The organism is Vibrio cincinnatiensis (genome assembly GCF_022113815.1).
In the GTDB taxonomy this organism is placed as follows: domain Bacteria; phylum Pseudomonadota; class Gammaproteobacteria; order Enterobacterales; family Vibrionaceae; genus Vibrio; species Vibrio cincinnatiensis_A.
Map to the genome: position 1 here is coordinate 75,781 of NZ_SGOM01000004.1, position 12,587 is coordinate 88,367.

11 protein-coding genes are annotated in these 12,587 nt (G+C 42.9%); 6 read left to right on the forward strand and 5 right to left on the reverse strand.

Annotation, left to right across the window (positions count from 1 at the left end):
- Positions 1-395: 395 nt before the first annotated feature.
- Positions 396-1,730 carry an amino-acid N-acetyltransferase gene (gene argA / locus EXA13_RS06755; protein ID WP_238114432.1) on the reverse strand — a complete coding sequence of 445 codons (1,335 nt, stop codon included), beginning with the start codon at positions 1,728-1,730 and terminating at the stop codon, positions 396-398.
- A gap of 171 nt (positions 1,731-1,901) precedes the next feature.
- Here argA and EXA13_RS06760 point away from each other — a divergent pair, with 171 nt between their 5' ends.
- From EXA13_RS06760 to csdE, 4 genes are all read left to right on the forward strand, one after another.
- Positions 1,902-2,342 carry a DUF2850 domain-containing protein gene (locus EXA13_RS06760; protein WP_238132504.1) on the forward strand — a complete coding sequence of 147 codons (441 nt, stop codon included), beginning with the start codon at positions 1,902-1,904 and terminating at the stop codon, positions 2,340-2,342.
- Positions 2,343-2,415: 73 nt separating this feature from the next.
- A complete protein-coding gene (gene mltA, locus EXA13_RS06765) occupies positions 2,416-3,519 on the forward strand; it encodes a murein transglycosylase A (protein WP_154114767.1) in 1,104 nt (367 codons plus the stop codon).
- A gap of 82 nt (positions 3,520-3,601) precedes the next feature.
- Positions 3,602-4,411, forward strand: coding sequence for a tRNA cyclic N6-threonylcarbamoyladenosine(37) synthase TcdA (gene tcdA, locus EXA13_RS06770; protein WP_154114766.1), 810 nt, complete (start codon positions 3,602-3,604; stop codon positions 4,409-4,411).
- Positions 4,412-4,473: 62 nt separating this feature from the next.
- A complete protein-coding gene (csdE, locus tag EXA13_RS06775) occupies positions 4,474-4,899 on the forward strand; it encodes a cysteine desulfurase sulfur acceptor subunit CsdE (protein WP_238116758.1) in 426 nt (141 codons plus the stop codon).
- 30 nt (positions 4,900-4,929) lie between these two features.
- On the opposite strand, the gene csdA is transcribed toward csdE, so the two are convergent.
- From csdA to panE, 3 genes are read right to left on the reverse strand one after another with little or no spacing between them, the layout of a single operon-like run.
- Positions 4,930-6,141, reverse strand: a complete 1,212-nt coding sequence (gene csdA, locus EXA13_RS06780) for a cysteine desulfurase CsdA (RefSeq protein ID WP_238132505.1) — start codon at positions 6,139-6,141, stop codon at positions 4,930-4,932.
- 6 nt (positions 6,142-6,147) lie between these two features.
- Positions 6,148-6,747 (reverse strand): DJ-1 family glyoxalase III, encoded by a 600-nt coding sequence (locus EXA13_RS06785; RefSeq protein ID WP_238132506.1) that lies wholly within the window; start codon positions 6,745-6,747, stop codon positions 6,148-6,150.
- The gene (gene panE, locus EXA13_RS06790; protein WP_238114437.1) at positions 6,744-7,634 is read right to left on the reverse strand and encodes a 2-dehydropantoate 2-reductase; all 891 of its coding nucleotides are present in this window, start codon (positions 7,632-7,634) and stop codon (positions 6,744-6,746) included. The genes EXA13_RS06785 and panE overlap by 4 nt, the downstream gene beginning before the upstream one ends.
- A 188-nt stretch (positions 7,635-7,822) precedes the next feature.
- Between panE and EXA13_RS06795 the strand changes: the two genes are divergently transcribed.
- Positions 7,823-9,814, forward strand: coding sequence for a bifunctional metallophosphatase/5'-nucleotidase (locus EXA13_RS06795; protein WP_154114761.1), 1,992 nt, complete (start codon positions 7,823-7,825; stop codon positions 9,812-9,814).
- A gap of 128 nt (positions 9,815-9,942) precedes the next feature.
- On the opposite strand, the gene EXA13_RS06800 is transcribed toward EXA13_RS06795, so the two are convergent.
- Positions 9,943-10,737 carry an outer membrane protein OmpK gene (locus EXA13_RS06800; RefSeq protein ID WP_078925656.1) on the reverse strand — a complete coding sequence of 265 codons (795 nt, stop codon included), beginning with the start codon at positions 10,735-10,737 and terminating at the stop codon, positions 9,943-9,945.
- A gap of 748 nt (positions 10,738-11,485) precedes the next feature.
- Here EXA13_RS06800 and EXA13_RS06805 point away from each other — a divergent pair.
- Positions 11,486-12,580 carry a porin gene (locus tag EXA13_RS06805; protein WP_238132507.1) on the forward strand — a complete coding sequence of 365 codons (1,095 nt, stop codon included), beginning with the start codon at positions 11,486-11,488 and terminating at the stop codon, positions 12,578-12,580.
- The last annotated feature ends 7 nt before the right edge of the window (positions 12,581-12,587 follow it).

Sequence of the window (12,587 nt, forward strand, 5' to 3'; positions counted from 1 at the left end):
TAAAATGCTCTTAGTTACTAATAGGTGTAGTAAAAGCAATCCATGCGAGGTCTAAATAATTCATTTAGACTGACATATTCATCTTTTTTGGTACGACACCAGATGGTCTATCAGAGATATGGAATGAGTCTCTCTGGCGCTGTGCCTTATGAATGAATAAGGGTCCTATTTTGTGTGAAAAAGTAGATCTAAATCACAGTTGTGCGAATTTTACACAGTTGCATAAGCATTGCAAGTGATTATTTTCTATACAGTGAAATCTAGAGTGTCCTGCTTTTTCTCCCCGCTTTTGGATGTTTTATATTCACATTTCTTCCGTATTCTCTCATGGCTTTTGGTATTTTCCCCTAAAAGCAGCAACCATTTAGGGGATGTGTGAGCCTGAGAAATAGGGGTTAGATAGATAAGATTAAGATCTTCGAACGACGTTGATAGTTGTAGAGGCTCTGTTTTGCCATCGGGAGGCGATCCACACCCACTTCAGTGAACCCTTGTTCTCTAAACCAGTGTAAACTGTGAGTGGTTAATACGAATAAATGGCGGATGCCCATCTGCTTGGCCTGTGTTTTCATATGATTGAGCAGCAATAGGCCACGATTACCATCTCGATATTCAGGATGAATAGCAACGCATGCCATTTCCGCCATGCCTTCTTCGGAATAAGGGTAGAGGGCTGCACAGCCAATCAATAAGCTGTCTTTTTCAATAATGGTAAATTTATGGATCTCTTGTTCTAATTGTTCGCGGGAGCGGCGAACTAAAATACCTTGCTCTTCCAGCGGGCGAATTAAATCAAAAATCCCCCCAATGTCATCAATCTGAGCTTGGCGAACTTGCTCTGCACTCGCCATGACAATTTGTGTTCCGATGCCATCAAAAGAAAACAGTTCTTGAATTAAAGCGCCATCTTCTTTATAGCTGATCAAATGGCTACGAGGAACTCCCGCTCGACAAGCCACAACAGCGGCACGTAAAAAACGCAGGGTACCCGTTGAGTCATCGTTACTGTTCATGGTGGACTCTAACCTATCCACTAACGCTTCGACTTCGGAAGGAAAGAGTTCGGCGATAGCGTTTCCCCGTTCATCGATAATGCCTTGTTCGGAACAAAAACCAATGAGCTTATCGGCTTTTAGCCGAATCGCAACTTGGGTTGCCACTTCTTCAGAAAGAAGGTTGAAGCATTCACCGGTTACTGAGCTGGCGATCGGGCCGAGTAGTACGATAGAACCTTGATCGAGAGTCCGGTTGATTCCCTCAATATCAATACGACGAATTCGGCCGCTATGGCAATAATCGATGCCATCATCTACCCCTAGTGGTTGAGAGATAACAAAATTACCACTCACTACATTAAGTTGGGTGCCAGCCATTGGGGTGTTATTTAAACTCATAGAAAGCCGAGCTGTGATAGCCAATTGTAGTTGGCCTGCGGCTTGCATTACTAAACTGAGAGCTTCTTCATCCGTTATTCGGATCCCTTTGTGGTAAGGTGTGGTTCGTTGCTGTGTAGCTAAAATCTGATTAATTTGTGGGCGTGCGCCGTGAACGAGAACTATTTTGACACCAAGGCTATGCAGCAGTGCAAGATCACTAATAATATTGGCAAAATTTTTATCGGCAATCGCTTCGCCACCTATCATGACCACCATGATTTTTCCGCGATGAGCGTTGACGTAAGGAGCGGATTGTCTGAATCCTTTGACAAGAGCTGTACTGCGAATTTTCACGATCTGACACTCATGGTTGTTTAAATATGTCCAAATAATGACTTTTTATTCAATTTGGTACAAGTTTTTTTTGCCTTTGGCAGAAATTTTTATCCCTATGTTTTTATCCTGAAGCGAGGAAAAGATAAATAGGGTTTGATGATGTTTTGAGAAAATATTCAAAGAGAAGAGATGAGATTAAAATATAAAAACGCAGATCAATCGAATCAGCCCGGTCGTTTTTTGCGAAAAAAATCGGTTGAGCGATTATTAATTGCTGCGGCATTAGTTGGAACCGTGATTGTGATTCTACTTTATAGCAATTTATTTGGCCGAATCACGGGGCACTTTGCACCGCCTAAGAGTTCTATCTACGGGGTATGGATTGAGCAAAATGTTGCCCCTTATATGGCACAAAAAATTGAAGTTCAGCCGAATGCGATTGTGATTGATGGGCGAGTAGTGAGCACGACCTATCAGTATAATGGCCGTTCTCTTAGCTTCTCAATTGCTGACAAGTCTTTCCAGTATAAGATGCTCAATGAAGAGAATACGGAGATGAGATTAGTCTCTCCCAATCGCTATAACCCCATTTTTCAATTGTCAGGAAAACATAAAAAAAACCTTCAGTAACGATTCTGTCATTGCTCTTCACTGAGGAGTTTGTCATCCTTTTCGCTCACACCCAATATGGATAGAACTCTCAGTGATAAAACGTTTTTTTTCTTACGCTACTTTGGCGTTTTTATTTGGTTGTGCACAGCCAACGGATCGAGCGCAGCAGTATTTGGATGATGAATTTCCACAAATTTTAAATAAAGTGGATTCTGTCGCTTCTAATTCTCCTCGTGATTTCAGTGCTTTTGCCGCACAAAGTGAACAAGTCGTGACTCGTTCTGCATCTATGGCTGCCATTTATCAGTCATTGTATGAAAAGCTGAATGAATGGGTTTTGCAAAGTGGTGATCCGGCTGAGCTTGCCCAGTTTGGTATACAAACAGCACAGCTGGGAGGTGGTGATAAGCAAGGTAACGTGTTATTTACAGGGTATTTTTCTCCGGTGATGGAGCTTCGTCATACGCCAGATGAGGTTTTTCGTTACCCCGTTTACGCATTACCTGAGTGTGACGCTGATTGCCCTACTCGAGCGGAAATCTACGCTGGTGCTTTGGATGGACAGGGGCTAGAGTTGGGCTATTCGGCCAATTTAATTGACCCCTTTATTATGGAAGTGCAAGGAAGTGGGTTTGTCCATTTTGAGGATGACGATACCTTAGAATATTTTGCCTATGCCGGAAAAAATAACCGAGCTTACGTCAGTATTGGCCGTATTTTAATTGAACGTGGTTTCGTTAAACGTGCCGATATGTCTTTAAAAGCGATTAAAGAATGGGTTCTTGCCAATGATGAAGCGACGGTGAAAGAGTTGTTAGAGCAGAATCCGTCTTATGTTTTTTTCCGTCCAAGTGCAGCCGCACCAGTGACGGGCAGTGCTGGGATTCCATTATTACCGATGGCATCGGTTGCTGGTGACAGAACCCTATTCCCCATGGGCACGCCGATTTTAGCTGAAGTCCCTCTGTTGAATGCTGATGGCACTTGGTCTGGTGCTCATCAACTTAGGTTATTGATTGTGCTTGATACGGGCGGGGCGGTAAAACAGAATCACCTTGATCTTTACCATGGTATGGGGCCAAGGGCTGGAATAGAAGCGGGCCATTACAAGCATTTTGGCCGCGTGTGGAAATTAGGCTTAGACAATTCGCCCACTCAAGCGCCTTGGGCACTCTCTCCGGAAAAGAGAGAGTAGTTTGCGAAACTAGACTTTTGAGTAAAGAGTGCGTATAAATCGCACTCTTTCTTTTTGGCTTTTATAGTGGTGGAAGCTTGTTATGCGTGAACTTGATACGCCTGCCTCAGACAGTTATAACCAACGTTTTGGTGGAACCCGTCGCCTATATGGTCACAGTGAAGTGGAAATTTTACGTGCCGCGCATGTGTGTGTGATTGGCATTGGCGGGGTTGGTTCATGGGCCGTGGAAGCGCTCGCGCGCTCTGGTATCGGTGCATTAACCTTGATTGATATGGATGATGTGTGTGTCACTAACATCAACCGACAAATTCATGCCATGAACGGTACCGTCGGGCAGAGCAAAATTGAAGTGATGGCGGAGCGCGTTCAACGGATTAACCCGGATTGTCAAATCCATTTGATTGATGATTTTATCAGCCCTGACAATCAGCACCTCTATTTGAGTAAAGACTTTGATTACGTATTAGATGCGATTGATAGCTTACCGGCTAAAGCGTCGCTGCTGGCTTATTGCCGCAGTAATAAAATAAAAGTGATCACCGTCGGTGGCGCGGGTGGGCAGACGGATCCCACGCAAATTAAAGTGGCAGATTTAACCAAGACTATTCAAGATCCTTTGGCGAAAAAGCTCAAAGATCGTTTGCGTCGCCATCATCATTTCCCAACCAATCCGGCTCGTAAATTTGGCATTGAGTGCGTTTTTTCGACCGAACAGCTTAAATACCCTCAAGCGGATGGCTCGGTTTGTGCGGTAAAATCAACGGCAGAAGGTCCCAAACGTATGGATTGTGCCAGTGGTTTTGGAGCTGCTACGGTGGTAACGGCCAGTTTTGGTTTTGTGGCGGTTGCTCGTATCATTGAGAAATTGATTCAAAAGCATCGCGCTTAATCGCTTGAATTCTGCTTGTTTTTTATTATTAACCCGTTGATTTTTATCATTGGAGATAGACCATGCTTTTTCCTTCTCACCCCTTTGGTTCTGAGATTACCAGTGATGATGTCCTTGTTGTGATGCAGACACTGCAAGGCTGGGAAGCGCGTTATCGACAATTGATTGTGTGGGGGAAGCAACTGCCTGTCATGCCTGAATCATTAAAGAGTGAGCAAGTGAGGGTGGCTGGGTGCGAAAGTCAGGTATGGTTAGTCAGTCAGGAGCAAGAGGGGGTATGGCATTTTTGTGCCGATTCGGATGCCCGTATTGTGCGGGGGCTGATGGCTTTATTGCTGGCTGCTTTTGAGGGCAAAACCAAAGAGCAGATCCTCAGTTTTGATATTGAGGGTTATTTCTCTCAACTTGGCTTATTGGCTCATTTAAGCCCATCTCGGGGGAATGGTTTAAAAGCCATGACGGATAAAATCTTGCAAGATTTAAGATAAGTCTTCCCTACTAAATCTTGCAAAATCACTCTACAGTATTTCAACGGCTTTATGGAGTGCGTGGATAAACCGGTCCACATCTTGTAAGTTGTTGTATATCCCAAATGAAATGCGTACCGTCCCCTGCAAGCCAAAGGCCTCCATGAGTGGGTGTGCACAGTGATGACCCGCTCGCACCGCAATGCCTTGTTGATCCAGTAAGGTGGCAACATCTTGATGATGCACGCCTTGTAAAATAAAACTGATAATGCTGGATTGAGGTTGGTAGCCAATAACCTTGATATCCTCTATCTCACAGAGCGCCGCATAGGTTTTGCTCTGTAACTCATGCAGATGTTGTAACACCGCTGCCTTAGGAAAAGATTGATACCATTCAATCGCACAGGCGAGCGCTAATGCGCCGGCAACATTGGGTGTTCCTGCTTCAAATTTTCCCGGTAGACCCGCATAAGTGGTACCAGAAAAGGAGACTTTATCCACCATCTTTCCGCCTCCATGCCAAGGCGGCATCGAGTTTAATAAGTCGGTTTTTCCATACAATACTCCAATCCCAGTAGGGGCGTAGAGTTTATGGCCGGAGAAAACATAGAAATCGGCATCAAGTTCAGCGACATTCACCTTCTCATGCACAATACCTTGCGCCCCATCAACCACCACAATGGCTCCAATATGATGGGCCGCTTCAATCACTGACTCTATTGGATTGCGAGCTCCGGTTACGTTAGTCACATGAGCCAGTGAGACGATTTTACATTGCGGCGTGAGTTGTTGATAAAAAACGTTTAAATCAAATTCCCCTTGCTCAGTCATTGGAATTTTGACGACTTTTGCTCCCGTTTGCTGAGCAACCATTTGCCAAGGCACGATATTGGCGTGATGCTCCGTTTCACAAAGCAGTATTTCGTCTCCCGGAAGTAAAATATTGCGAGCATAACTTTGGGCAATCAAGTTGAGTGCTTCAGTAGCGCCTCGTGTCCAAATGATATTGTGGCTCTGCTCTGCCCCGATAAACTGCGCAACACAGTGTCGTGCGGCTTCGAACTGTGAGGTGGCTTGAGCTGTTAAGGCGTGGCTCCCACGATGGACATTGGCATTGTGCGTTGAATAATAATGGCTAAGAGTATCAATCACGCATTGCGGTTTTTGAGTGGTGGCTGCGCTGTCTAAATAAACCAGAGGTGCTTGATTGATCTGCTGTGTTAGTGCGGGAAATTGCGCACGGATGGCGGTGATATCTAACATAGGAAATTATTCTTCACCTAATTTTTCATAGTGCAGTTGAGGGAGGGGAACTAAAGGAAGAGCGACCTGCTTTGCAAAGGTTTTCCCCGATAGCTGAGCAATAATTTCTATCGCAAATTCGAGTGCGCTTCCCGGCCCTTGGCTAGTCAGTAAGTTATGGTTAACATCAAAGGTGACTCGACGGTTACGCCAGCGATCTTGAGGAATATGACTTTGAAAACTGGGGTAAGCTGTCATGATGGCCCTAGGGTATAATTGATGGTGCTCTAACACGATAGCCGGAGAGGCACAAATGGCGGCGACTAATCGACCATCGTATTTTTGTTGTCTGAGAATTTCCACTAACAAGGTACTATCACGGAACACTTCTGCCCCTTTTAGCCCACCCGGTAGGACGATGGCTGAAAACTCTTCATCGGCGACATCGACCAGTTTACAGCTCGCCGTCAGAATGATTCCCCGAGAGCCGATAACGCTTAATTGACCTGAAAAATCCGCACTGGCAACAACGACCTCATAATCGGCACGAACCAAAATATCGATGATGGTGACCGCTTCCAACTCTTCCGTTCCGGGAGCGATCGGGACCAATATGCGTTTTTTCATTGAGATATCCAACGTTGTTGTAGCGAGTGAATGTGCTGATAAAGCTCCAGATTTGTGGGAATGGATAACCCATGCTGCTGAGCTCTTTTCACCAGATAACCAGTGATAAAGTCTATCTCGGTTTGGCGTTGATGAACAACATCTTGCTGCATTGACGAGTGATTTTTTGCGGTGGCTGTGATGACTTGATAAATGGACTCTGTTAATGCTGCTTTATCACACGGTATGCTTTCCGCCTGCATAACACTGACTAGCTCATGGATAATCTGTTCGATAATAGAATGATACTGAGGCTGCGCCAGAGCCCCGTTGTTACATTGATGAATCGCTGTCAGCGGGTTAATAACACAATTGATCGCCAGTTTATGCCACAGCGCATGAGTCATCTCGGGATTCCAACTCACCGTAGGTAAGGCGTGATTAAAAACTTCGGTGAGAAATTCGCACTGTTTGCCTTGGGCATTGTAGGCACCAAGTTGTGTCATTCCCTTTCCTGTGTGCATAACATGGTGGGGGGAGGTTTTTTGAGCACCATGTGTTGTGGTCGCCAATACGATGGGATGATGGTTAATCTCCGTTGTGAGTGAATCTAGTGCGCCCATACCATTGTGCATAAAGATTAATATGGTTTCTGGTGCCAAATGGGGAAGTACAGGCGGCAAAGCTTGAGCCACTTGCCAAGCTTTTACCGTGATCAATAAAACATCAGCGTGACGGAGTGTCGAAGGTTGATTATAAGCATAAGAGATAGCTGGGCGATTATCTTGAGATATAGACCAATGCTCGAGGCTTTGCGTTCCCCACAACGCTACCTGATGACCACTATGATGTAATTGATAGGCCCATAAACTGCCAATGGCCCCTGGCCCAAGTATGACGATATTCATGATTCTCTTTTATTCCTTTCATTATTATTCCGATAATACCGAGTTGTCATAAATTCCCAACCTATTGCTGATAAATCATGGTCGTGTTATGTAACCGTGAATATCTATTTTGTGTCACAGAAGTTAAATGTTTTTTCCTTTAGATTACATAAACTCTGTGATTTTTATCTAAATAAGGAAATGCAGTTATGCGATTTAACCGTGTTCTACTCGCCAGTAGTATTGCGTTTGCGCTATTGGGGTGTAGCCAAAGCCCTTCTCCATCAACAGACAATAGCGTATTTGAGCTAACCATTGCCCATATTAACGATACCCATTCTAGCTTTGATCCGGTACGTTCCAGTTTTTACATCAATAAGCAGCGTGTGTATAACGAATTTGGCGGACATCCGCGTATTCTCACTAAAGCCAATGAATATCGAGCAGAAGCGGAGAAAGAAAATCAAAGCTTGCTGTTTTTGCATGGCGGAGATGCTTGGCAGGGAAGTGCTTATTTTAAAATCAATGAAGGGGCAATGAATGCCGATATTCTCAGTCAAATGGGGATTGATGCGATGGCATTGGGGAATCACGAATTTGATTTAAATAACCAAAAACTGAATGCCTTTTTAGATCAGATTAATTTCCCAGTTTTAGCGGCGAATATTGATGCCAGTTTAGATAAAGATTTAAAAGATCAAACCAATTTAAAACCTTATGTGATTTACGCTTTTGATGGTTTTAGTAAACAACGAGTTGATGATGCGGAGTCTCTTCCTAAAGATAAACCGTTAGTGGCTGTATTGGGTATTGCCCTCGATGATATGCCTAACATTGCCCCTAATACGGGAGACTTACAATTTTTTGATATGGTCACCTCTGCGCAGGCGGCTGTGGATGAGCTTCAGGCCCTTGGGATAAAGAATATTATTGCTGTCACTCATATCGGGAATGCGATTGATCTGGATCTTGCCAGCAAAGTGAACGGTATCGATCTGATTGTGGGGGGGCACTCACATACATTATTAGGCGATTTTACCAATTTGGGGCTGAGCAATAATGGTATCTATGCGCAGTTGGTTACGAATCCGAATGGAACAAGTAAGACCTGTGTTGTGCAAGCCGGAGAATTTGCTCAAGCCATTGGTAAAACTAAAGTGAGCTTTGATGCTCAAGGTGAATTGGTCTCTTGCGCGGGTCATAATACATTACTGAGTAATGATGAGTTCTATCATCAAGCTAACCGCCAAAGCGAAAGTGCATTTAGTGAGAGTGAAAAAAGTAAAGCGATTCGTTTTATCGAACGTCAACGTAATATCGCCATTGCTGCTGAAGAAGCACAACTGCGCCGCCATATTGATTCAAAATACAAACCCTCAGTAGAGAAAGCTTATGGTGACGTGATAGCGAATGTGCCGCAAGAAATTCGCCATGCTCGCCGTCCTGGAGATAATCATTCAGATCAACACGGCTCTCAGGTCGCGCCGGTTGTTGCTTTAGGGCAGTATTACTGGGCAGCGAGTGATGAAGTCGTTCAAGTGACGGGGATGAAAGTGGATTTTGCTTTGACGGGAGCGGGCGGTATTCGCACCAATATCAGTGAAGGTGAATATCGAGAAGGAGATGTAACGCTTGAAATGCTACCTTTTTCTAATTTCATGTCGGTTGTTCCGGTTAAGGGGAAGGTAATTAAAGCGCTGATCACTAAAACCGTGACAGAGACACTTCCCCCCAGTGCACATGCAGGGAAGTTTCCTTATGGAGGAAACTTGCGTTATGTCTTTGATGAAACGGTGGCTCATCAGCAAGGTCAGTTAACCTTGATTGAAGTGAATAGCGGCTCGCTTGATAATCCTAATTGGACGCCATTGCAGGATGAGCGAATCTATAATGTTGCGATGAATAGCTACAATGCAACCGGTAATGATGGTTGGACGCCTTTGTTTGAAGCACAAAAAATAGAGACCGGTCGGGTGGATTTAGCTTATGTGGATGGAGCGTTAACCGCATTTCCAGTCAGCCGTATTGAAGAGGTGGATGGACGTTATCAAGTTCGTTACCAATCTCAACCACTTAACTGCAAGGCTGAGCATGTGTTGTGTAATACCGATGCCCGTGCGGTGGTCAAATACATTGCTGAGCAGCAACCCATACTACAAGCGCTTGATTACCCAGTTGTCACGCTTAATCGAGTAAAATAGCCAGTGTTCAGTCACATTGATTGAATTTATCAACGGTCTTTTGTGGGAAATAAAGACCGTTTTTATTGACACAGATAAAGAAAAGGTGAAGTTGATACTTCACCTTAATTTTAAACAATGACGCTCAATTAGAATTTATAAGTCACGGCTAGGTAGTGTCCGAAACCAGTGGTTTTACCTGCCCATCCGCCGTCTTTTAAGCCATAAACATCTTTATAACCTTTAAGGCCATAGCCGACCGCAAAGCGATCTGAATGCCAGTACAAGCCATTAAACATTGCACCGCCATGAGAACTGTTGAGTTCTTTGTTGTCATCATCCATACCAAATTGATAATCAATATAACCTTGGTAAGAGATAAATGAGCCATTCTCAAAGAAGTAGAAAGGTTTAAACCAGTTGGTAGCAAAATGGAAACCATTCCAATCTTTGTTACTGCCTTCGTAAGTGGCGTATAAGTTCACCCCAACTTTACCAAACCAAGGCACCATCACATCGGAACCTAAACCAATTTTTTGGTTGTTAACACCATTACTGCCACCATCCCATTCGATCAGTGAAGCAATATACAGCTCTTGTACTGGGCCAAAAGAGAGGTCTTTACCCGTTAAAGCATCTAAAGACATACGAGGTGCAAATTTCATAAAGATTTTATCTTTACCGTATTTATCACTGCTCTTGTCACTGGTGAGGTTAAAAATGTCGACATAGCCATACAGATCAAAAATTCCAGAGCGACCACCAAATTCCATTTCTAGATAATCATGGTCAGATTTACCTGGGAGTTCATTGAATGCTCCCATTAGGTTGAACTGTAGCCACTTATAATCATTTTTGTGGATATCACCATCGGAGTAGTCTGCTGCCATAACAGGAGCGGTAGTTGCAGCCATGAGGCCAAGAGCTAAAAGTGATTTACGCATAGGAGTCTCTCAATATATGGGTTTCAAGAATGAGCTTTTTTCGTGCTACATGCTGTAGTGTGAATTTTATCTCCTTATTGGTGAATTTTAGTTGATTATTTTACTTTTGTTGCTTTTATTTGTGACTTTGATCTGGTTTTTGTTGTGTTGGGTATTTTAACTTGATGGGATGAGAGTAGAACCTTGTATTAAACAAGGTGAGTATATTTGTGTTGTTTTTTTATAGGGTGATTAAACAATATAAATGTTGTATTGAAAAAATGTGATTTGAGTATTTTTTGCTATTTAAATTTTAATTTTCTTATGAGATGAATTGAATAAATATTTTTGTCTTACACTATTTTATTGAGTTTTTATTCTCTATCTTTCTATAAAATAGATCTCTCTTTATTTATTTTTCATAGTGGTTGTCTTTTTCTTTTCAGAAAGTTTTCTATTTATTTTCCTTTCTTTTTTTTCTAAGCCTTAATTAAATCAAAAGCAAACGTTTGCTGTTTTTCTTTTATTTTTTGATAGTGAGACTTAAGTCAAGATATAAAGAAAATAACGTGGGTTTTGAACTTTTGTTCATTTGTCTAATGTATTGTTTTGTATTGGATTTATTTGTGTGGTTTTGGTTTTGTGGATTTCTGTTGACGATTTATGTGAGTTTTGATCACAAAAAATAAATATTTGTGAGGTTAGAATTACATTCCACTGTGATGGGATACTCATTTTTAGAACTGAACTCTATAGCAAGGAAAATGGCATGCGAGTAATAAACTCTCGAAAATCAGTGCTTCCTTTAGCGCTGTCCGCTGTATTTTTAGCTTTACCAATCACGAGTCAAGCGGCTCGGATTTATACTGCCGAAAATGGCGACTACATGGATGTATTTGGTGAAGTTGGTGTTGGTGGTTATTTCGGAACAAAAGCTAAATATAAACAATACCACTCTGATGATTCATATATTGATGACACATTTGCGACTTTTGGTTCAAAGGGGCGTATTGGTATTTTTGATTATCGTATTGAATTGGATTATGAGCGAGAAAATTGGCGTGGTGGTTCCGGGGATATGGAGCTTCATATTGATAAAGCTTGGTTAGGATATCGTATTAATCAATATCATTATTTAGAGTTTGGTCTCACTGATACGGCATTTGATGATTATGATGCTTATGGTGATTTGACCTTTGATACTGGTGCTGAAACTGGTGAAGCGGGTGACCAAGATAAAACAATCAAATATGAAGGGAATTATCAAAACTTTGCCGTAGGTCTTTCTTATAGTTACAAAGGTAAATCTTCATCTGGTCAAGCTCAAGGTAATATCACGAATGGATATGTGGGCTACTTTGGTGATGAATTTTCTATGGTACTGGGTGCTGAGCGTCGTAATGGTTCGGCAGGGGAGTCGAAATACGGTTTGTTTAAACTGTACGGCGTTGGGCTACGTTATGCGATCACTGATCAGCTCTTACTGGGGCTTAATGGCTTTATTGAATATGAAGAAATCGGTGAGTGTACCACTACATCCGATCCTTGGGTCGATCCGGCGATTAAAGTTTGTAATCGCTATCAAGAATTTAAAAACCAAGGTGGACTTGTTTCGTTTCAATATAGCTTCAATGAACGTTGGGATTTAGTGGGTTCAGCAAACTATGAAGCTTATAAAGACTGGGACAGGGGAAGTCAGCAATGGGGAGGGGATGATGCTTTATGGGAAGCCATGGGACGTAGCCGAACTTTCCATACCATCGGGGTACGTTATAAACCCAGCCGTTCTTCCGTCATCGAGATTGAAGGCAATATTGGTGAGGCATATCAAGATGCGTACGCTAAAGCAACCGTCTTTTTCTAACCCGCTC

What these genes read in the sequence shown, in the direction of transcription:
- EXA13_RS06760 (WP_238132504.1), top strand. Translation starts at nt 1,902, where the DNA reads ATGAGATTAAAATATAAAAACGCAGATCAATCGAATCAGCCCGGTCGT.
- tcdA (WP_154114766.1), top strand. Translation starts at nt 3,602, where the DNA reads ATGCGTGAACTTGATACGCCTGCCTCAGACAGTTATAACCAACGTTTT.
- csdE (WP_238116758.1), top strand. Translation starts at nt 4,474, where the DNA reads ATGCTTTTTCCTTCTCACCCCTTTGGTTCTGAGATTACCAGTGATGAT.
- csdA (WP_238132505.1), bottom strand. Translation starts at nt 6,141, where the DNA reads ATGTTAGATATCACCGCCATCCGTGCGCAATTTCCCGCACTAACACAG.
- EXA13_RS06785 (WP_238132506.1), bottom strand. Translation starts at nt 6,747, where the DNA reads ATGAAAAAACGCATATTGGTCCCGATCGCTCCCGGAACGGAAGAGTTG.
- panE (WP_238114437.1), bottom strand. Translation starts at nt 7,634, where the DNA reads ATGAATATCGTCATACTTGGGCCAGGGGCCATTGGCAGTTTATGGGCC.
- EXA13_RS06795 (WP_154114761.1), top strand. Translation starts at nt 7,823, where the DNA reads ATGCGATTTAACCGTGTTCTACTCGCCAGTAGTATTGCGTTTGCGCTA.
- EXA13_RS06800 (WP_078925656.1), bottom strand. Translation starts at nt 10,737, where the DNA reads ATGCGTAAATCACTTTTAGCTCTTGGCCTCATGGCTGCAACTACCGCT.
- EXA13_RS06805 (WP_238132507.1), top strand. Translation starts at nt 11,486, where the DNA reads ATGCGAGTAATAAACTCTCGAAAATCAGTGCTTCCTTTAGCGCTGTCC.